Here is a 19,356-nt window from a genome sequence, read left to right as displayed (position 1 = left end):
TTCGGCGCACCGCCTTCGGTGGGCCCGCCTGCGGCACCGCCAGTGTGCCGAGCCGACGAGCTGACGAGCAGAGTGGAAGAGATGTCAGGACCCAACAAGCAGTACGACCCCGTCGAGGTGGCTGCACTCGACCCGGCCGAGGTCGAGCAGGCCGTGGCGGACGCCCGGCAGGCGATCGCGGCGGCGGGCACCCTCGACGAGCTCAAGGCCGCCCGCCTGGCGCACCAGGGGGAGAAGAGCCCGCTCGCGCTGGCCAACCGCGAGATCGGTGCCCTTCCGCCGAGCGCCAAGGCTGAGGCCGGCAAGCGCGTGGGCCAGGCCCGGGGGCAGGTGTCCCAGGCGCTGGCCGCCCGCCAGGCCGAGCTCGAGGCCGACCGCGACCGGCGCATCCTCGTCGAGGAGACCGTCGACCTCACGGTGCGCGTCCCGCGACGGCCGCTGGGTGCCCGGCACCCGATCAGCCTGGTCTCCGAGCGGGTCGAGGACATCTTCGTCTCGATGGGCTGGGAGATCGCCGAGGGCCCCGAGGTCGAGTCGGAGTGGCTGACCTTCGACGCCCTGAACATCCCGGCCGACCACCCGGCCCGCCAGGAGCAGGACACCTTCTTCGTCGAGCCGGCCGGCTCCGGGCTGGTCCTGCGCACCCACACCTCCCCGGTGCAGGTCCGCACCATGCTCGACCGCGAGCCGCCGATCTACGTGCTGTGCCCGGGCAAGGTGTTCCGCACCGACGACCTCGACGCCACGCACACGCCGGTGTTCCACCAGTTCGAGGGCCTGGTCGTCGACGAGGGCATCACGATGGCCCACCTCAAGGGCACGCTCGACGCCTTCGTCCAGCGGCTGTTCGGTGAGGGCATCGTGACCCGCCTGCGGCCCAACTACTTCCCCTTCACCGAGCCCAGCGCCGAGATCGACTGCCGGTGCTGGATCTGTGGCGGCTCGGGCTCGCTCGACGGCGAGAAGTGCCGCACCTGCGGTGGCACCGGCTGGATCGAGCTGGGCGGCTCCGGCATGGTCAACCAGCGGGTGCTGCGCGCGGCCGGCGTCGACACCGACCGCTACACCGGTTTCGCGTTCGGCCTGGGCATCGAGCGCTCGCTCATGCTGCGCCACAACGTCGGGGACATGCACGACATCGTCGAGGGAGACGTCCGTTTCTCCCAGCAGTTCGGAATGGAGATCTGATGCACGCGCCCGTGTCCTGGCTGCGCGAGCTCGCCGACGTCCCCGCGGACGCCACCGGTGAGGACATCGCCGCCGCCCTCGTGCGGGTCGGCCTCGAGGAAGAGGGGCTGCACGGTGGCGACATCTCCGGACCCCTCGTCGTCGGGCGGGTCCTGTCCGTCGAGCCCGAACCGCAGAAGAACGGCAAGACCATCAACTGGTGCACCGTCGACGTCGGCGAGCACGGCCAGCGGCTCACCGAGGGCAAGCCGCAGGAGATCGTCTGCGGCGCGCACAACTTCGGCGTGGGCGACCTCGTCGTCTGCGTCCTGCCCGGTGGGGTGCTGCCCGGGGGCTTCCAGATCTCCGCGCGCAAGACCTACGGGCACGTCTCCAACGGCATGATCTGCAGCCAGGCCGAGCTCGGCCTGGGTGACGACCACTCGGGGATCATCGTGCTGACCGAGCTGCTCGGTGCGGACGCCGCCGCAGACCTGAAGCCGGGTGACGACGCCATCGCGCTGCTCGACCTCGCCGACGAGGTCGTCGAGGTCAACGTCACGCCCGACCGCGGCTACTGCTTCTCGTTGCGCGGCATCGCGCGCGAGTACGCGCTGTCAACGGGGGCGGCCTTCCACGACCCGGCCGAGGCCCCCGACCTCGTCGTCCCCCAGGCCAACGACCACGGGTATGCCGTGCACCTCACCGACGACGCCCCCCTGGGTGGGCGGGCCGGGTGCGACCGCTACGTGGCGAGGGTGGTCCGGGGTGTCGACGTCACGGCCGCCAGCCCGGCCTGGATGCGGAAGCGGCTGACCCAGGTGGGCATGCGCCCGATCTCGCTGGCCGTCGACGTCACCAACTACGTGATGATGCTGCTCGGCCAGCCACTGCACGCGTTCGACCTCGACACCCTGTCCGGGTCGGTCGGGACCCGGAGGGCGCGGGCGGGGGAGAAGCTCACGACCCTCGACGACGTCGAGCGGCTCCTCGACCCCGAGGACCTGCTGATCGTCGACGGCGCCGACACCCCCCTCGCCATCGCCGGCGTGATGGGCGGTGCGACCTCGGAGGTCACCGGCACGACGACCAACGTCCTGATCGAGGCGGCCCACTTCGACCCGATCACGGTGGCCCGCTCGTCGCGTCGCCACCGCCTCACCACCGAGGCGTCCAAGCGGTTCGAGCGCGGGGTCGACCACGCCGTGACGGCCGCCGCGGCGCAGCTCGCGGTGGACCTGCTGGTCGGCCACGGTGGCGGCACCGCCGACGAGGGCGTCACGGACGTCGACCTGAGGGTCGCGGCCGAGCCGTTCGAATTCGACACGACCCTGCCCACCCGCTACATCGGGCTGGACTACCCGCGGGCCGAGGTCCTCACGACCCTGCGCGCCATCGGGTGCGAGGTCGTGGAGCCCGCCGGGGACGGAGCCGGGGACACCCACGTCGCCGTGCTGCCGCCCTCGTGGCGACCTGACCTGACCGACGGCCCCGAGCTGGTCGAGGAGGTCGCGCGGGTGCGCGGCTACGACCAGATCCCGTCGGTGCTCCCGCAGCCCAAGGCGGCCGGGCGCGGGCTGACCCACGGCCAGCGGATCCGCCGGGTCGTCGCCACGACGCTGGCCCACCAGGGCCTCGTGGAGGTGCTGAGCTACCCGTTCGTCGCGCCCTCGCTCTTCGACCGGCTCGCGTTGCCGGCCGACGACGAGCGTCGCGCCGCGGTGCGGCTGGTCAACCCGCTCTCCGACGAGGCGCCACTGATGCGGACGTCGGTGCTCGACACCCTGCTCGACACCTTGCGTCGCAACGTGGCGCGCGGGTCGCGCGACGTCGCGGTCTACGAGATCGGTCTGGTCACCCGGGCCAGCAGCGCACGCACCAGCGCTCCCGTGCCCGGCATCGAAGCCCGACCGGACGACGCCACCCTGGCCGCCATCCTCGGGGCCGTGCCTGCGCAGCCGCGCCACGCGGCATACGCGGCTGCTGGTGAGCTGGAGCGCGGCGGTCCGTGGGGGCCCGGTCGGCAGGCCGAGGCCGCCGACGCCGTCGCGTGGGCCCTGGCCGTGGGTCGCTCGGTCGGGCTCGAGCTGGTGGTCAGTGCGACCGACCGGGCGCCCTGGCACCCCGGTCGGTGCGCCCAGCTGGCTCTGGCCGACGGGACGGTGGTCGGCCACGCCGGCGAGCTGCACCCCAAGGTGACCAGCGCGCTCGAGCTGCCGCCCCGCACCGTCGCGGGCGAGCTCGACGTCGACGTCCTCGTGGCCGCCACCGGTGTCCCGCTCGACGCGCGGGCCCTGTCGACCTACCCGCTGGCCCACACCGACGTGGCCCTCGTCGTCGACGAGCAGGTCGCGGCGGGCGACGTGGAGAGCGCGCTGCGCGCCGGAGCCGGCGAGAGCCTCGAGTCCGTGGTGCTGTTCGACGTCTACCGCGGTGAGCAGGTGGGGGAGGGCCGCAAGTCGCTCGCCTACCGCCTCACCTTCCGGGCCGCCGACCGGACCCTCACCACCGACGAGGTGAGTGCCTTGCGTGACCGCGCCGTCGCGGAAGCCGCGACCCGCACCGGCGCGAGCCAGCGGTGACCGATCCGGTTGCGGTCGTGACGGGTGCCTCCAGGGGCATCGGTCACCACCTCGCCGCGGCCCTCGAGGACGCCGGGTATGCCGTCGAGCGGGGTTCGCGCGCCGTCGCCCCCGTCACCGACCCGGTGGCGGTCGAGCGCTGGGTGGGGGAGATCATCGGTCGCCACGGTCGGGTCGACCTGTTGGTCAACAACGCCGGGGTGATCGACCGCGAGGTCGGGCTGCTGGACAGCGACCCCGAGCAGTGGTGGGAGACGATCGAGGTCAACCTCCGCGGTCCTTACCTCATGACGCGCGCCGTGCTGCCGCACATGGTGGCTGCCGGTGCGGGGCGGATCGTCAACATCAACTCCGGCGCGGCCTACCGCAACTACGACATCGCGACGGCCTACAACGTGGGCAAGGGGGCACTGGCCAGGCTGACCGCCGCCACGGGCCTCAACGCCGACCGCGGGGTCCGCGCCTTCGACCTCGCACCGGGGGTGGTGCGCACCGACATGACCCAGGCGATGGACGCGCACCGCGACCGCACCGAGTGGACCGAGCCCGCCGTGGTGGCCGACCTGCTGCTGGCCATCGCCCGCGGCGAGCTCGACGACTGGAACGGCCGGATGGTCCGGGCCGGGATCGACACCCTGGAGTCCTTGAAGGCGCGAGCGGCCCAGGGCCTGGCCGAGTCCGATCGCACGCTCGGCCTCCTGCGCTGGGGCGACGACGACCCGCTGACCTGATCCTGCCGTGCTCGGTTGGCGTTGGGCCTCCCGGAAGGTCTCCTCGCCACTAGGGTGGCGGCGGACGAGGAGGCGCCGTGAACACCATCGAGCACCGCGTGGAGACCGCTGGCGAGCAGCCGGACTACTCGGGGCGTGAGTTCACGCCCGAGGAGATCGAGGCGGGTGCGCACCGGGCCTTCATCGGCGGCATCTGGGGCACCCACGGCGAGCGCCAGCTGACCTACCTGCGCAGCCAGGGCCTGCTGCCGCAGCACCGCCTGGTCGACATCGGCTGCGGCCCGTTCCGCGCAGGCCGGCACTTCATCGACTACCTCGACCCCGGCCACTACTTCGCCGTCGAGGCGAACCACAGCCTGATCCAGGCCGGCTACGACGTGGAGCTCAGTGCCGACCAGCGCGCCCGGCTGCCGGTGGCCAACCTGCGCGCCAACGACCGGTTCGACGTCGACTTCGGGGTGCGGTTCGACTACGCCATCGCCCAGTCGGTGTTCACCCACGTGTCCCTCAACCACATCCGGCTGTGCCTGCACCGCCTCGCGCCGGCGATGCGCGAGGGCGGCTCCTTCTATGCCACCTTCTTCATGCGCCCGGCGTCGACCCCCATCGACCTGGTCATCCCCTCCAAGAAGGGCAAGCCGTTCTTCAACGAGAAGAACGTCTTCTGGCACTACTCGGACGACCTCGCGTGGGCCGCGAGGTTCGGGCCGTGGGAGTACCACTACCTCGGCGACTGGGGCCACCCGGCCGGACAGAAGATGGCGCGGTTCGTCCGGACGGGGGACCGGGTCGTCACGGCCTCGGGCAGCCCGACCTTCGTGCGGCGGGGCCGGCGCTGGCTGGCGCGACGCATCGAGCCCTAGCCCGCCGTGGTGGGCTGACCGCACCGCAGCGTGCATGACTCTGCACGATCGTGTATGTTTATGCACATGGTCAAGGCAGCAGTCGCTGGAGCGAGCGGGTACGCCGGAGGGGAGCTCCTGCGGCTCCTGCTCGGCCACCCCGACGTCGAGATCGGGGCGTTGACGGCGGGGTCGAGCGCGGGGCGCCGCCTCGGTGACCTGCACCCGCACCTCACCCCGCTCGCGGAGCGCGTGGTCGAGGACACCACCCTCGAGGTCCTCGCCGGTCACGACGTCGTCTTCCTCGCGCTCCCGCACGGACACTCCGCCGCGCTGGCCGCCCAGCTGCCCGACTCGGTGACCGTCATCGACTGCGGCGCCGACTTCCGGCTCCGGGACGAGCAGGCGTGGACCACCTTCTACGACACCCCGTATGCCGGTGCCTGGGCCTACGGTCTGCCCGAGCTGCCCGTGGGTGGTGGCCGCCAGCGCGAGGCGCTGCTGGGGACCCGGAGGGTCGCCGTGCCCGGGTGCTACCCGACCGCCGTCTCGCTCGCCCTCGCGCCCGGCTTCGCCGCCGGTCTGCTGGACCCGCACGACGTCGTGGTCGTGGCGGCGTCCGGGACCTCGGGCGCCGGGAAGTCACTGAAGCCGCACCTGCTCGGCGCCGAGGTGATGGGCGCGATGTCCCCCTACGGAGTAGGCGGCACGCACCGGCACACCCCCGAGATCGAGCAGAACCTCACCGCGGCCGCGGGTCCGGGCGGACCCGGCGTGCAGGTGTCGTTCACGCCGACCCTGGCGCCCATGCCGCGGGGCATCCTCGCGACCTGCACCGCCCGGCTGCGCGCGTCCTCGGAGGCCGGCGACGCACCGGTCGACGCACGCGGCATACGGGAGGCGTGGGAGAAGTCCTATGCCGACGAAGCCTTCGTCCACCTGCTCCCCGAGGGCCAGTGGCCGTCGACGGCGAGCGTGCTGGGCAGCAACAGCGTCCACGTCCAGGTCACCATCGACGAACGCGCTGGGCGCCTGGTCGCGGTGGCTGCGGTCGACAACCTCACCAAGGGAACGGCAGGTGCTGCGGTGCAGTGCATGAACCTCGCGCTCGGTCTGGCCGAGACGACCGGACTTCCGGTGGCAGGGGTGGCGCCATGAGCCTGCCACTGCACCTGATGCGGCACGCGGTCGAGGTCGGGTTCGCCCGCCTGCCCGCCGGTGAGGAGCCGTCCTGGGACTGGCGGACCGGGCCGCTCGCCTCGATCACGTACACCGACAGCGAGACCTCGATCGTGTGCGCCCACGAGTCGGTGCCGTCGGGCACCAAGGTGCAGGGTCCGCTGGTGGCCTTCGAGATCGCCGGACCCCTCGACTTCTCCACCGTCGGGGTGCTCTCGGGCCTGCTCGAGCCACTGGCCAAGCAGGGCATCAGCATCCTCGCCCTGTCGACCTACGACACCGACTGGATCCTCATCGAGGCCGACCGCGCCGATGAGGCCATGACGATCTGGAAGCGCGACGGCAACACCGCCGCGCCGGCCCGACTCGGTGGGGCGACCCCATGAGCGTGACCACGCCCCGCGGCTTCCGCGCCTCCGGGGTCACCGCAGGCATCAAGGCCAGCGGCACCCCCGACCTCGCCCTGGTGGTCAACGACGGACCCGACCACCACGCCGCCGCCGTCTTCACCAGCAACCGGGTCGAGGCGGCGCCCGTCACCTGGTCGCGGCAGTCGTCGCTCGACGGACGGGTCGACGCCGTCGTCCTCAACTCGGGTGGGGCCAACGCGTGCACCGGCGCGCAGGGTTTCGCCGACACCCACGCGACGGCGGAGAAGGTCGCCGAGGTCCTCGGACTCTCCTCCCACGACGTGGTGGTCTGCTCGACCGGGCTGATCGGCGAGCTGCTCCCGATGGACAAGGTGCTCGCCGGTGTGGAGTCCGCGGCCACCGCGCTCTCCACGGAGGGTGGGCCCGACGCGGCCATCGCGATCAAGACGACCGACACCGTCCACAAGGTCGCCGTCGCCGAGCGCGCCGGCTGGTCGGTCGGGGGCATGGCCAAGGGCGCGGGCATGCTCGCGCCCGCGCTGGCCACGATGCTCGTGGTCGTCACCACGGATGCGGTGGTGACCGCCGACCAGCTCGGCGACAGCCTGCGCTCCGCCACGGCGACGACCTTCGACCGGATCGACTCCGACGGCTGCCAGTCCACCAACGACACGGTGGTCCTGCTGGCGTCCGGCGCCTCGGGGGTGCCGGTCGATGCCGACCAGCTGACCGACGCCGTCACGGAGGTCTGCGCGAGCCTGGCCCGCCAGCTCATCGCCGACGCGGAGGGCGCCCACCACGACATCGCGATCGAGGTGCGCACCGCCGCCTCGGAGGCCGACGCCCTCGAGGTCGCCCGGTCGATCGCGCGCAACAACCTGTTCAAGTGCGCGGTCTTCGGCAACGACCCCAACTGGGGCCGGGTGCTGGCCGCGGTCGGCACGACCGGCGCCGAGTTCGACCCGCACGCCCTCGATGTCTCCATCAACGGAGTCGAGGTCTGCCGGGCCGGGGGAGTCGGCGCGGACCGGAGCCTGGTCGACCTGACCGCGCGCGAGGTGCACGTCGTCGTCGACCTGCACGCCGGCGGCGAGGCAGCGACGATCTGGACCAACGACCTCACCCACGACTACGTCCACGAGAACTCGGCCTACTCCTCATGAGCACTCCAGCCACCCCGTCCGGCGCCATCGACACCACCACCCCCGCCGCACCCGCGCGACGGTCGACCAACACCGTCCGCGGGCACATCGGCGCGGCGGCGCTGCGGGTCGCCCAGGGCAAGGCCCAGACCCTCGTCGAGGCGCTGCCGTGGCTTGAGCAGTTCCGTGGCGCGCTCGTCGTGGTCAAGTACGGCGGCAACGCCATGGTCGACGACGGCCTCAAGGCCGCCTTCGCCCAGGACGTCGCCTTCCTCCGGTATGCCGGCCTGCGCCCCGTCGTCGTGCACGGTGGCGGGCCGCAGATCGCCACCATGCTCGACCGGCTCGGGCTGCACAGCGAGTTCCGTGGTGGCCTGCGGGTGACCACCCCCGAGGTGATGGACGTGGTCCGGATGGTGCTGACCGGCCAGGTGGGCCGCGAGCTCGTCGGCCTGCTCAACCAGCACGGACCCGTCGCCGTGGGGTTGTCGGGGGAGGACGCCGCGCTCTTCGGGGCCCGTCGTCGCGGCACCCACGTCGACGGCGAGGAGGTCGACCTCGGCCTGGTCGGTGACGTCGAGACGGTCAACCCCGGAGCCGTCCAGGACATCCTCGACGCCGGGCGGATCCCCGTCGTGTCGACGGTGGCCCCCGACCTCGACGTGGACGGCCAGGTCCTCAACATCAACGCCGACACCGCTGCCGCGGCGCTCGCGGTGGCCCTCAAGGCGCACAAGCTAGTCGTGCTGACCGATGTCGAGGGGGTCTACGCCGACTGGCCGGACCGGGACTCGCTGCTGTCGTCGCTGACGGTCTCGGGCGCCCAGGAGCTGCTGCAGCGGGTCGACGCCGGCATGATCCCCAAGCTCGAGGCGTGCATCCGGGCGGTCCGGGGCGGGGTGCCGCAGGCCCACGTCATCGACGGCCGACAGCCCCACTCGCTGCTCCTGGAGGTCTTCACGTCCGAGGGGATCGGCACCATGATCGTCGCGGACGAGGAGTCCTGATGGGAGCGCGCAACGACGAGCTGCTCGAGCGCTACCAGCGTTCGGTGATGGGGGTCTTCGGATTGCCACCTCTCGTGCTGTCGCACGGCAGCGGGTGCCACGTCTGGGACGTCGACGGCAACCGCTACCTCGACCTGGTCGGCGGCATCGCGGTGAACGCGCTCGGCCACGGCCACCCGGCCCTGGTCGCCGCGATCAGCAAGCAGGCCGGTGAGGCGATCCACGTCTCGAACCTGTTCACCTCCGAGGGCCAGATCGCGCTGGCCGAGCGGCTGGTGGCGCTGGCCGGGGCCCCCGAGGGCTCGGCGGTGTTCTTCGCCAACTCCGGCGCCGAGGCCATCGAGGCCGCCATCAAGCTGAGTCGTCGCACCGGCCGCAGCGGGATCGTCGCGGCCGAGGGCGCCTTCCACGGCCGCACCACCGGAGCCCTCGCGCTGACCCACAAGCTCGCCTACCGCGAGCCCTTCGAGCCCCTCATCCCCGGCGTCACCCACGTCCCGTTCGGCGACGAGGCCGCCCTGCGCGCCGCCGTCACCTCCGACACGGCCGCGGTGGTCCTCGAACCCGTGCAAGGTGAGGCCGGCGTGCTCAGCCCGGGCACGGCATACCTGCGGCTCGCCCGTGAGCTCACGCACCAGCACGGTGCCCTGCTCGTCCTCGACGAGATCCAGACCGGCATCGGCCGCACCGGCAGCTGGTTCGCCTTCCAGCAGGCCGGGGTGCTGCCCGACGCCATCACGCTCGCCAAGGGGCTCGGCGGGGGAGTGCCGATCGGCGCGCTGGTCGCCTTCGGCCCCGAGGTCGCCGGCCTGCTCACCGCGGGCCAGCACGGCAGCACGTTCGGCGGCAACCCGCTCGCCGCCGCAGCGGGTCTCGCGGTGCTCGACACCATCGAGGAGCAGGGGCTGCTCGCCCACGCTGCCGAGGCCGGTCAGCACCTGGTCGACTCGGTGACCGCCCTGGGGCACCCGCTGGTGGCGGAGGTGAGGGGAGCCGGGCTGCTCCGCGCCATCGTCCTGACCCAGCCCGTCGCCGCCCAGGTCGCCGCGCTGGCCCGGGAAGCGGGCTTCATCGTCAACCCGGTGGCTCCCGACGCGCTCCGGCTCGCCCCGCCGCTGGTCGTCACCACCGACGAGCTCGACTCCTTCGTGCACGCCCTGCCCGCCCTGCTCGACGCCGCGTCGGCCGCCGCCGTTCCCGACGCCCCGACCCCGGCCACGACCTCCGCCACCCCCCACGAGCCAACCCCCGAGGACGCGTCATGACCCTGCGACACTTCCTGCGCGACGACGACCTGACGGCCGAGGAGCAGGCCCTGGTCCTGCGGCGTGCCGTCGAGCTCAAGGCTGCGCCCTTCTCGCGCCGCCCGCTCGAGGGCCCGCGCACCGTGGCCGTCGTGTTCGACAAGCCGACGCTGCGCACCCAGGTCTCCTTCGCGGGGGCCATCACCGGCCTGGGCGGCTACCCGCTGGTCGTCGACGGCAACCTCGCGCAGATCGGCACCCGCGAGTCGGTCGCTGACACCGCCCGCATCCTCGGCCCCCAGTCGGCCGCGGTCGTCTGGCGCACCTACGGGCAGGACCGGATCGAGGAGATGGCCGCCCACGGGGGAGTCCCGGTCGTGAACGCCCTGACCGACGACTTCCACCCCTGCCAGATCCTCGCCGACCTGCTCACGGTCCTCGAGCACAAGGGGACCCTGGCCGGTCTCACCCTCGGCTACGTCGGCGACGGCGCCAACAACATGGCGCACTCCTACCTGTTGGGGTGCGCACTGGCCGGGATGCACGTGCGCATCGGCACCCCCGCGGCCCACCAGCCGGCTCCGGCGATCCTCGCCAGCGCCGAGGAGCTCGCAGCGGCACAGGGCGGCTCGGTCCTCGTCACGGACGACCCGGTCGCCGCGGTCGAGGGGATCGACGTGGTGGTCACCGACACCTGGGTGTCGATGGGCATGGAGGGGGAGAAGGGCGACCGGCAGGGAGCGGAGAGCCCCTTCGTGCCGTTCGCCGTGACCCAGTCCCTCATGGCGAAGGCGTCCCCCGACGCGATCTTCCTGCACTGCCTGCCGGCCTACCGCGGCTACGAGGTCGAGGCCGAGGTGATCGACGGCCCCCAGTCGGTGGTGTGGGACGAGGCCGAGAACCGGCTGCACGCGCAGAAGGCGCTGCTCTCCTTCCTCCTCGAGGGGGCCTGAGCCGATGAGCCTCGCCGCCACCCGGACCGGTCGCCAGCAACGGATCGTCGCGATCCTCGGGCGCACCGAGGTGCGCTCGCAGAACGAGCTGCTCGACCTGCTCGCCGACGACGGCATCGACGTCACCCAGGCGACCCTGTCGAGGGACCTCCTCGAGATCGGTGCCGTCAAGGTCCGCTCGGGGCGCACCCTCGTGTATGCCGTGCCGGGAGAGGGCGGTGACCGCACCGCCCGCCCCGCGCCGGACGGCACGCAGCTCACCGCGCGGCTCCGCCGGGTCTGCGAGGAGCTGCTGGTCACCGCCGAGCCCTCGCACAACCTGGTCGTGCTGCGCACGCCACCGGGAGCGGCGAACTACCTGGCCTCGGCCATCGACCACGCCGCCCTGACCGGGGTGCTCGGCACCATCGCGGGCGACGACACCATCATGGTCATCACCACCGGCGCAGCCGCCAGCCGCAAGGTCGCCGGCGACCTGCTCGGCCGCGCCAGCACGACTACCGAGGAGAACGAGTGAGCCCCGCTGTGGAACCAGACCTGAGCCAGGCGAAGGTCAGCCTGTGGGGCGGACGCTTCGCGGGCGGGCCGGCGGACGCGCTCGCCGCCCTGAGCAAGTCGACCCACTTCGACTGGCGGCTCGCGCAGTACGACATCGCCGGGTCACGGGCCCACGCCCGGGTGCTCCACGCGGCCGGGTTGCTCGACGACGCGAACCTCGCCGCGATGCTGGCCGGCCTGGCGACCCTCGCCGAGGACGTCGCCTCCGGGGCGTTCCGGCCCGGTGACGACGACGAGGACGTGCACACCGCGCTGGAGCGCGGCCTGATCGAGCGGGCCGGGTCCGACGTCGGTGGACGGCTGCGGGCCGGCCGCTCACGGAACGACCAGATCGCCACGCTCTTCCGCATGTACCTGCGGGACCACGCCCGCTCGGTCGCAGGGCTCGTGCTCGACGTGGTCGACTCCCTGGTCGACCAGGCCACCCGGCACGCCGACGTGCCGATGCCCGGCCGCACCCACCTCCAGCACGCCCAGCCGGTGCTGCTGGCCCACCACCTGCTCGCCCACGCCTGGCCGCTCCTGCGCGATGTCCAGCGGCTGCAGGACTGGGACGTCCGGGCGGCGGTCTCTCCCTACGGGTCGGGCGCCCTCGCGGGCTCGTCGCTCGGGCTCGACCCCGAGGCGGTGGCCGCCGACCTGGGGTTCACCACGTCGGTCGAGAACTCCATCGACGGCACGGCGTCCCGGGACTTCGTGGCCGAGTTCGCCTTCATCGCGGCCATGACGGCGATCGACATCTCCCGGCTCGCCGAGGAGGTGGTCCTCTGGGCGACCAAGGAGTTCTCGTTCGTCACGCTCGACGACGCCTACTCGACCGGGTCGAGCATCATGCCGCAGAAGAAGAACCCCGACGTCGCCGAGCTCGCGCGGGGCAAGGCGGGCCGCCTGGTCGGCGACCTCACCGGTCTCCTCACGACCCTCAAGGCCCTGCCGCTGGCCTACAACCGCGACCTCCAGGAGGACAAGGAGCCGGTCTTCGACGCCGTCGACACCCTCGAGGTCCTGCTGCCGGCGTTCAGCGGCATGGTGGCCACGATGGTCTTCGACACCGAGCGGCTGGCCTCGCTCGCCCCCCAGGGCTTCTCGCTGGCGACCGACATCGCCGAGTGGCTGGTCCGCGAAGGAGTGCCGTTCCGCGTGGCCCACGAGGTCGCCGGCGCCTGCGTGCGGGCGTGCGAGGAGCGGGGGATCGAGCTGTGGGACCTCAACGACGCCGACCTCGCCGGCATCTCCGAGCACCTCACGCCCGGGGTCCGCGACGTCCTCAGCGTCGAGGGCTCGCTGGCGTCCCGCAACGCCCGGGGCGGCACCGCCCCGGATCGCGTCGCGGAGCAGCGCGACCGCGTGGCCGCGGCGGTCTCCGAGGCCCGCGCCTGGGCGGGTGCACCGATCCGGGTGCGCTGACGGCATACCCGTCCGTCCGCTTCCGAGAAATCTCGGGAAGCACGCGATAGGTTCGTGATGCGGGTCACTGACGACCCGCATCCGCCTTGCGAAGGGACGGTGTCATGGGCGTCAGCGACGACCTCACAGCGGCTGCAGGTCACGTGGCCGGGCTGCGACGGGCGGTGACCGCGCTCTCGAAGGAGCTCGGCAACACCATCGACGTGCAACGACTGCGCGACGATGTCGTGCGGCTCGCGGACGACGTCGACCTCGTGGCGCGGGGAGCCGGGGTCGGCTCCCAGGACCGGGCCGGTGCGCCGGGCGAGATCGTCTTCATCACCGACGAGGAGTACGACCCCTCGCTGTGGTCCGATGCCGAGGACGAGGGCGTCGGCCCCTCCCGGGGCCACTGAGGTGTCGAACGTCCCCTTCAGCGGAGGCGTCCATGCCCCCGGTCGGGCCCGCATCGCCGCGCGCACCCTCCGCGAGGACCGCTGGTGGCTCCAGCCCTTCGTCACGTTCGTCTGCTTCTCGGCCTGGCTGCTCTACGGCCTCGTGCGCGCCAGCCTGCAGCGGGACTACTTCGTGGCCGACTACGGCTACCTCACGCCGTTCTACTCCCCGTGCCTGTCGACCTCCTGCGTGCCGGGCTCGACGCACTTCGGCACGCCGTTCGGCGAGTGGCCGGCACTCATCCCGTTCGCGGCGCTGACGCTGCCGTTCCTGCTGCTGTTCCGGCTCACCTGCTATTACTACCGCAAGGCCTACTACCGCTCGTTCTGGAACTCGCCGCCGGCCTGCGCGGTGCCCGAGGCGCACCGGGAGTACTCCGGTGAGACCCGCTTCCCGCTCATCATGCAGAACCTGCACCGCTACTTCTTCTACGCCGCCGTGGTCATCAGCCTGATCAACACCTACGACGTGCTGCACGCGTTCCGCGGCAGGGACGGTGGTTTCGGGCTCGGCCTCGGCACGCTCATCCTGCTGGCCAACGTCGTGCTGCTCTGGTGCTACACGCTCGGCTGCCACTCCTGCCGCAACATCGTCGGTGGTCGCCTCAACCACTTCAGCAAGCACCCGCTGCGCTACAAGGCGTGGGGCCTGGTGGGCAAGCTCAACGCCCGCCACATGCTGTTCGCGTGGGTGACCCTCGGCAGCCTCGTGGTGACCGACGCCTACATCGCCCTCGTCTCGGCGGGCACGATCGGCGACTTCCGCATCATCAACTAGCCCACCAGCCCACCAGCCCAGCCCACGTGACCGGCCCACGGGCCACGGCAGACCCAAGGAGTGCGAGTGACCGACCTCGAGAGGCACGACTACGACGTCATCGTCATCGGGGCGGGTGGTGCCGGGCTGCGTGCCGCGATCGAGGCGAGGGAGCAGGGTCTGCGGACGGCGATCATCTGCAAGAGCCTCTTCGGCAAGGCCCACACCGTGATGGCCGAGGGTGGCATCGCCGCGTCGATGGGCAACGCCAACGAGAAGGACAACTGGCAGACCCACTTCCGCGACACCATGCGCGGGGGCAAGTTCCTCAACAACCCGCGGATGGCCGAGCTGCACGCCAAGGAAGCGCCGATGCGGGTGTGGGAGCTCGAGACCTACGGCGCGCTCTTCGACCGCACACCCGACGGCCGCATCAGCCAGCGCAACTTCGGTGGCCACGAGTACCCCAGGCTCGCCCACGTCGGTGACCGCACCGGCCTGGAGCTGATCCGCACCCTCCAGCAGAAGATCGTGAGCCTGCAGCAGGAGGACCACCGCGAGACGGGCGACTACGAGAGCCGGCTCAGGGTGTTCGCCGAGCTGACCGTCACCGACATCCTCAAGGCCGACGGCGCCGTGGCCGGGGCGTTCGGCTACTGGCGTGAGTCGGGCCGGTTCGTGCTCTTCTCCGCACCGGCCGTCATCCTGGCCACCGGTGGCATCGGCAAGTCGTTCAAGGTCACCAGCAACTCCTGGGAGTACACCGGCGACGGCCACGCCCTGGCGCTGCGCGCGGGCGCTTCCCTCGTCAACATGGAGTTCATCCAGTTCCACCCCACCGGCATGGTGTGGCCACCGTCGGTGAAGGGCATCCTCGTCACCGAGTCGGTGCGCGGCGACGGGGGTGTGCTGCGCAACTCCGAGGGCAAGCGCTTCATGTTCGACTACGTCCCCGACGTCTTCCGTGGCCAGTACGCAGACACCGAGGAGGAGGCGGACCGCTGGTACAAGGACCCCGAGAACAACAAGCGACCCCCTGAGCTCCTGCCGCGGGACGAGGTCGCCCGCGCCATCAACAACGAGGTCAAGGAGGGGCGCAGCTCACCGCACGGTGGCGTCTTCCTCGACGTCTCGACGCGGCTCCCGGCCGAGGAGATCAGACGTCGGCTGCCGTCGATGCACCACCAGTTCAAGGAGCTGGCCGACGTCGACATCACGGCGGAGCCGATGGAGGTCGGTCCCACCTGCCACTACGTGATGGGTGGCGTCGAGGTCGACGCCGACACCGCGGCCACCTCCGTGCCGGGCCTGTATGCGGCGGGTGAGGTCGCGGGCGGCATGCACGGCTCCAACCGGCTCGGCGGCAACAGCCTCTCGGACCTGCTGGTCTTCGGCCGTCGCGCCGGCGTCGGTGCCTCGGAATACATTGCGGCGCTTGGTGACTCACGACCGGCGATCCAGGACGCAGACGTCGACCGGGCGGCGGAGGTTGCCCTGGCGCCGTTCCGCGACGCCTCGGAGAACCCCTACTCGCTCCACCAGGAGCTCCAGCAGAAGATGAACGACCTGGTCGGGATCATCCGCCGCGAGGGCGAGGTCCGCGAGGCGCTCGACATGCTCGACGACCTCGACGAACGCGCGAAATCCGTTGGGGTGGAAGGACATCGGCAGTTCAACCCCGGCTGGCACCTGGCCCTCGACCTGCGCAACATGCTCGCCGTGTGCCGCTGCGTCGCGTTGGCTGCCCTCGAGCGCACCGAGTCGCGCGGTGGGCACACCCGAGAGGACTTCCCGGGCATGGACCCGGAGTGGCGGGGAGTCAACCTGATCTGCACGCTCGACGGGTCCGACGCCGTCCAGCTCAGGCGCCAGCCGGTCCCCGAGATCCGGCAGGACCTGCTCGAGCTCTTCGAGCGCACCGAGCTGTCCAAGTACCTCACCGCACCAGAGCTGGCCCGCCTCGACGCGGGTGGCTCCTCGACCCAGCAGGGCAGCGCCGACGGGAGTGACCGCTCATGAGCTACGACGCCAGGTTCAAGGTGTGGCGCGGCGACGCCGCCGGAGGAGTCCTGCAGGACTACACGGTGGAGGTCAACGAGGGTGAGGTCGTCCTCGACATCATCCACCGGTTGCAGGCGACCCAGGCGCCCGACCTCGCGGTGCGCTGGAACTGCAAGGCCGGCAAGTGCGGCTCGTGCAGCGCCGAGATCAACGGCAAGCCACGGCTGCTCTGCATGACGCGGATGAGCACCTTCACCGAGGAGCAGGTCATCACGGTGACGCCGCTGCGCACCTTCCCGGTGATGCGCGACCTGGTGACGGACGTGTCCTTCAACTACCAGAAGGCGCGCGAGGTGCAGGCGTTCAGCCCGCCGGCCGACCTCCAGCCGGGTGACTACCGCATGCAGCAGGTCGACGTGGAGCGCAGCCAGGAGTTCCGCAAGTGCATCGAGTGCTTCCTCTGTCAGGACGTCTGCCACGTCGTCCGTGACCACGAGGACAACAAGACCAGCTTCGCCGGGCCCCGCTTCCTCATGCGGGTCGCCGAGCTCGACATGCACCCACTCGACACCGCGGACCGCCGCCAGGCGGCCAAGGAGGAGCACGGGCTGGGCTACTGCAACATCACCAAGTGCTGCACCGAGGTCTGCCCCGAGCACATCAAGATCACCGACAACGCGCTGATCCCCCTGAAGGAACGCGTCGTCGACCGTCACTACGATCCCGTCGTGTGGCTGGGCAACAAGATCCGTCGCCGCTCGAGCTAGGCCACCGGCTCGAGCGCGACTTCTTCTCGGAGGACGTCCTCGACGTCGCCCCGGCGCTGCTCGGGGCGACCATCTCGCACGCGGGCGTCACGCTCCGGCTCACCGAGGTCGAGGCGTATGCCGGCACGGCCGACCCGGGGTCGCACGCCTTTCGCGGCCCGACGCCGCGCACCGAGGTGATGTTCGGCGCGGCAGGCCACCTCTACGTCTACTTCACCTACGGCATGCACTGGTGCGCCAACCTCGTGTGCGGCCCTGAGGGTGAGGCCAGCGCCGTGCTCCTGCGTGCAGGGGAGGTCGTCGTGGGGGAGGACGTCGCCGCCGCCCGTCGGACCGGGGTGGTGCGGCGCGACTGGGCACGGGGACCGGCCCGGCTCGCGACCACCCTCGGACTGCGCGGTGAGCAGACCGGCCTCGACGCCTGCGCACGGGGCGGACCGGTCGCGCTGCACGCGGCCCCGCACCCCACCCCGGCCCGGGCCATCCGCACCGGCCCGCGCGTGGGGGTGTCGGGAGCCGGCGGCGAGGCGGCGGCATACCCGTGGCGGTTCTGGCTGGACGGCGAGCCGACGGTGTCGGTGTACCGACCGGCAAAACCCCGTGCACGCAGGCACCCGGCATGAGGCAGGCTGTGGACGTGCCGCGACAGCGCGGCACGTCGTGCGACGCGAAGGAGCGACCCACCGTGAGCAACATCCTCGACGAGCTGAAGTGGCGAGGACTGGTGGCCCAGACCACCGACGAGTCCGCGCTGCGCGACGCCCTCGCCGACGGGCCGATCACGGCGTACTGCGGCTTCGACCCCACCGCTCCGTCCCTGCACTTCGGCAACCTCGTGCAGCTCGTGGTGCTGCGCCACCTGCAGCGAGCCGGCCACCGGGTGATCTGCCTGGTGGGTGGCTCGACCGGTCTCATCGGCGACCCACGACCGTCGTCGGAACGGGTCCTCAAGACCAAGGAACAGACCGCCGAGTGGGTCGCGAACATCGAGCGACAGGTGCGGCCGTTCCTGTCGGTGGAGGGCGACAACCCCGCGGTCTTCGTCAACAACCTCGACTGGACGGAGCCGCTGTCCGCCCTGGACTTCCTGCGCGACATCGGCAAGCACTTCCGCGTCAACCAGATGGTCAAGAAGGACGCGGTCGCCGCGCGGCTCAACTCGGAGGAGGGCATCTCCTACACCGAGTTCAGCTACCAGCTGCTGCAGGGGCTGGACTACCTCCAGCTGTTCCGCGACTACGGCTGCACGCTGCAGACGGGTGGGCAGGACCAGTGGGGCAACCTGACGGCCGGCTCGGACCTGATCCACCGGGTGGAGGGGAAGTCGGTCCACCTGCTCACCACCCCCCTGCTCACCGACGCGGCAGGCAACAAGTTCGGCAAGAGCGAGGGCAACGCGATCTGGCTGTCCCCGGAGATGACCAGTCCCTACGCCTTCTACCAGTACTGGATCAACACCGAGGACGCGTCGGTGGTGACGCTGCTGAAGGTCTTCACCGACCGCACCGCCGACGAGATCGCGGCGCTGGAGCAGTCCCTGGCCGAGAAGCCCTTCCTGCGGGAGTGCCAGAAGGCCCTGGCGGCCGACGTCACCACGCTCGTGCACGGGCCGGCGGCCACCGCCGCGGTGCAGGCCGCCTCCGAGGCGCTCTTCGGCAAGGGTGACGTCACCACCCTCGACGCAGGCACGCTGGGCGACGCCACGGCGGAGCTGCCCGGGGGAGAGGTCTCGGTGGGGATGTCGGTGACCGACGCCCTCGTGGCGGTGGGCCTGGTCGACTCGCGCAACGCCGCCCGTCGGGTGATCGGTGACGGCGGCGCCTCGCTCAACAACGCGAAGCTGACCGACCCCGAGCAGGCGCTCGAGGAGGCCGACTTCCTGCACGGACGGGTCGCGCTGCTGCGTCGGGGCCGCAAGTCGCTGGCCGCGGGCCGCCGCGCCAGCTGACCCCGCAGGTCGCTGACCTGCGGATTTGTGTTTTGCGGTGAGCCCCGTCTAATGTTCTCGACGTCAGCCCGACAGGGAGGAACGGACACCACCGCGGTGAACGAAAGTTCGCGCGAAGTAGGCCGGTCCCGGGGCAGACCCCACCGAAAAGCACCTGGGGAACCAGACGCTCCGGAGCGCCCGCAAGGGTGGTCAGAGGCGGGCCGAGAGGCTGCTACAGTGGGCGCTCCACAGAAAAGCATCCGGTTCGCCGGAGGGCATCTGAG

General features: G+C 71.6%; 18 protein-coding genes. All 18 read left to right on the top strand.

Features of this window, described 5'->3' with window-relative positions; translation table 11 throughout:
* The first annotated feature begins 81 nt into the window (after window positions 1–81).
* On the top strand, window positions 82–1,188 hold the full coding sequence (gene pheS / locus ASG91_RS14655) for a phenylalanine--tRNA ligase subunit alpha (RefSeq protein ID WP_056923386.1): 1,107 nt from the start codon (window positions 82–84) through the stop codon (window positions 1,186–1,188).
* Window positions 1,188–3,749 carry a phenylalanine--tRNA ligase subunit beta gene (pheT, locus tag ASG91_RS14650; protein WP_056923385.1) on the top strand — a complete coding sequence of 854 codons (2,562 nt, stop codon included), beginning with the start codon at window positions 1,188–1,190 and terminating at the stop codon, window positions 3,747–3,749. Before pheS ends, pheT begins: the two co-directional genes overlap by 1 nt.
* Entirely contained in the window at window positions 3,746–4,480 is a 735-nt protein-coding gene (locus ASG91_RS14645; protein WP_056923384.1) for an SDR family NAD(P)-dependent oxidoreductase, read from the top strand. Before pheT ends, ASG91_RS14645 begins: the two co-directional genes overlap by 4 nt.
* Before the next feature lie 77 nt (window positions 4,481–4,557).
* Entirely contained in the window at window positions 4,558–5,343 is a 786-nt protein-coding gene (locus ASG91_RS14640; protein WP_056923383.1) for a trans-aconitate 2-methyltransferase, read from the top strand.
* A 66-nt stretch (window positions 5,344–5,409) separates the two neighbouring features.
* Complete coding sequence (argC, locus tag ASG91_RS14635; protein WP_056923778.1) at window positions 5,410–6,480, top strand: N-acetyl-gamma-glutamyl-phosphate reductase; 1,071 nt, start codon at window positions 5,410–5,412, stop codon at window positions 6,478–6,480.
* Complete coding sequence (locus ASG91_RS14630) at window positions 6,477–6,887, top strand: ACT domain-containing protein (RefSeq protein WP_157581876.1); 411 nt, start codon at window positions 6,477–6,479, stop codon at window positions 6,885–6,887. The genes argC and ASG91_RS14630 overlap by 4 nt, the downstream gene beginning before the upstream one ends.
* Window positions 6,884–8,035, top strand: coding sequence for a bifunctional glutamate N-acetyltransferase/amino-acid acetyltransferase ArgJ (argJ, locus tag ASG91_RS14625; RefSeq protein WP_056923382.1), 1,152 nt, complete (start codon window positions 6,884–6,886; stop codon window positions 8,033–8,035). The genes ASG91_RS14630 and argJ overlap by 4 nt, the downstream gene beginning before the upstream one ends.
* Window positions 8,032–9,021: an acetylglutamate kinase gene (argB, locus tag ASG91_RS14620; protein WP_082594214.1), complete on the top strand. Its 990-nt coding sequence runs from the start codon at window positions 8,032–8,034 to the stop codon at window positions 9,019–9,021. Before argJ ends, argB begins: the two co-directional genes overlap by 4 nt.
* Complete coding sequence (locus tag ASG91_RS14615; protein ID WP_056923381.1) at window positions 9,021–10,286, top strand: acetylornithine transaminase; 1,266 nt, start codon at window positions 9,021–9,023, stop codon at window positions 10,284–10,286. The genes argB and ASG91_RS14615 overlap by 1 nt, the downstream gene beginning before the upstream one ends.
* Entirely contained in the window at window positions 10,283–11,218 is a 936-nt protein-coding gene (gene argF, locus ASG91_RS14610; RefSeq protein WP_056923380.1) for an ornithine carbamoyltransferase, read from the top strand. The genes ASG91_RS14615 and argF overlap by 4 nt, the downstream gene beginning before the upstream one ends.
* 4 nt (window positions 11,219–11,222) lie before the next feature.
* Window positions 11,223–11,735, top strand: a complete 513-nt coding sequence (locus ASG91_RS14605; RefSeq protein WP_056923379.1) for an arginine repressor — start codon at window positions 11,223–11,225, stop codon at window positions 11,733–11,735.
* Window positions 11,732–13,183 (top strand): argininosuccinate lyase, encoded by a 1,452-nt coding sequence (argH, locus tag ASG91_RS14600; RefSeq protein WP_235543662.1) that lies wholly within the window; start codon window positions 11,732–11,734, stop codon window positions 13,181–13,183. Before ASG91_RS14605 ends, argH begins: the two co-directional genes overlap by 4 nt.
* 104 nt (window positions 13,184–13,287) lie before the next feature.
* A complete protein-coding gene (locus tag ASG91_RS14595; protein ID WP_056923377.1) occupies window positions 13,288–13,578 on the top strand; it encodes a hypothetical protein in 291 nt (96 codons plus the stop codon).
* Window position 13,579: 1 nt separating this feature from the next.
* Window positions 13,580–14,395: a hypothetical protein gene (locus ASG91_RS14590; protein WP_157581879.1), complete on the top strand. Its 816-nt coding sequence runs from the start codon at window positions 13,580–13,582 to the stop codon at window positions 14,393–14,395.
* A gap of 66 nt (window positions 14,396–14,461) precedes the next feature.
* Window positions 14,462–16,393 (top strand): fumarate reductase/succinate dehydrogenase flavoprotein subunit, encoded by a 1,932-nt coding sequence (locus ASG91_RS14585; RefSeq protein WP_056923375.1) that lies wholly within the window; start codon window positions 14,462–14,464, stop codon window positions 16,391–16,393.
* Window positions 16,390–17,142, top strand: coding sequence for a succinate dehydrogenase/fumarate reductase iron-sulfur subunit (locus ASG91_RS14580; protein ID WP_056923374.1), 753 nt, complete (start codon window positions 16,390–16,392; stop codon window positions 17,140–17,142). Before ASG91_RS14585 ends, ASG91_RS14580 begins: the two co-directional genes overlap by 4 nt.
* On the top strand, window positions 17,106–17,765 hold the full coding sequence (locus tag ASG91_RS14575; RefSeq protein ID WP_056923373.1) for a DNA-3-methyladenine glycosylase: 660 nt from the start codon (window positions 17,106–17,108) through the stop codon (window positions 17,763–17,765). The genes ASG91_RS14580 and ASG91_RS14575 overlap by 37 nt, the downstream gene beginning before the upstream one ends.
* 62 nt (window positions 17,766–17,827) lie before the next feature.
* Window positions 17,828–19,090, top strand: a complete 1,263-nt coding sequence (tyrS, locus tag ASG91_RS14570; protein ID WP_056923775.1) for a tyrosine--tRNA ligase — start codon at window positions 17,828–17,830, stop codon at window positions 19,088–19,090.
* The last annotated feature ends 266 nt before the right edge of the window (window positions 19,091–19,356 follow it).

The organism is Phycicoccus sp. Soil802 (assembly GCF_001429605.1).
GTDB lineage: Bacteria > Actinomycetota > Actinomycetes > Actinomycetales > Dermatophilaceae > Pedococcus.
The sequence above is the reverse complement of the archived record's forward strand: the minus strand, read 5'-3'. Positions and strand labels throughout refer to the sequence as shown.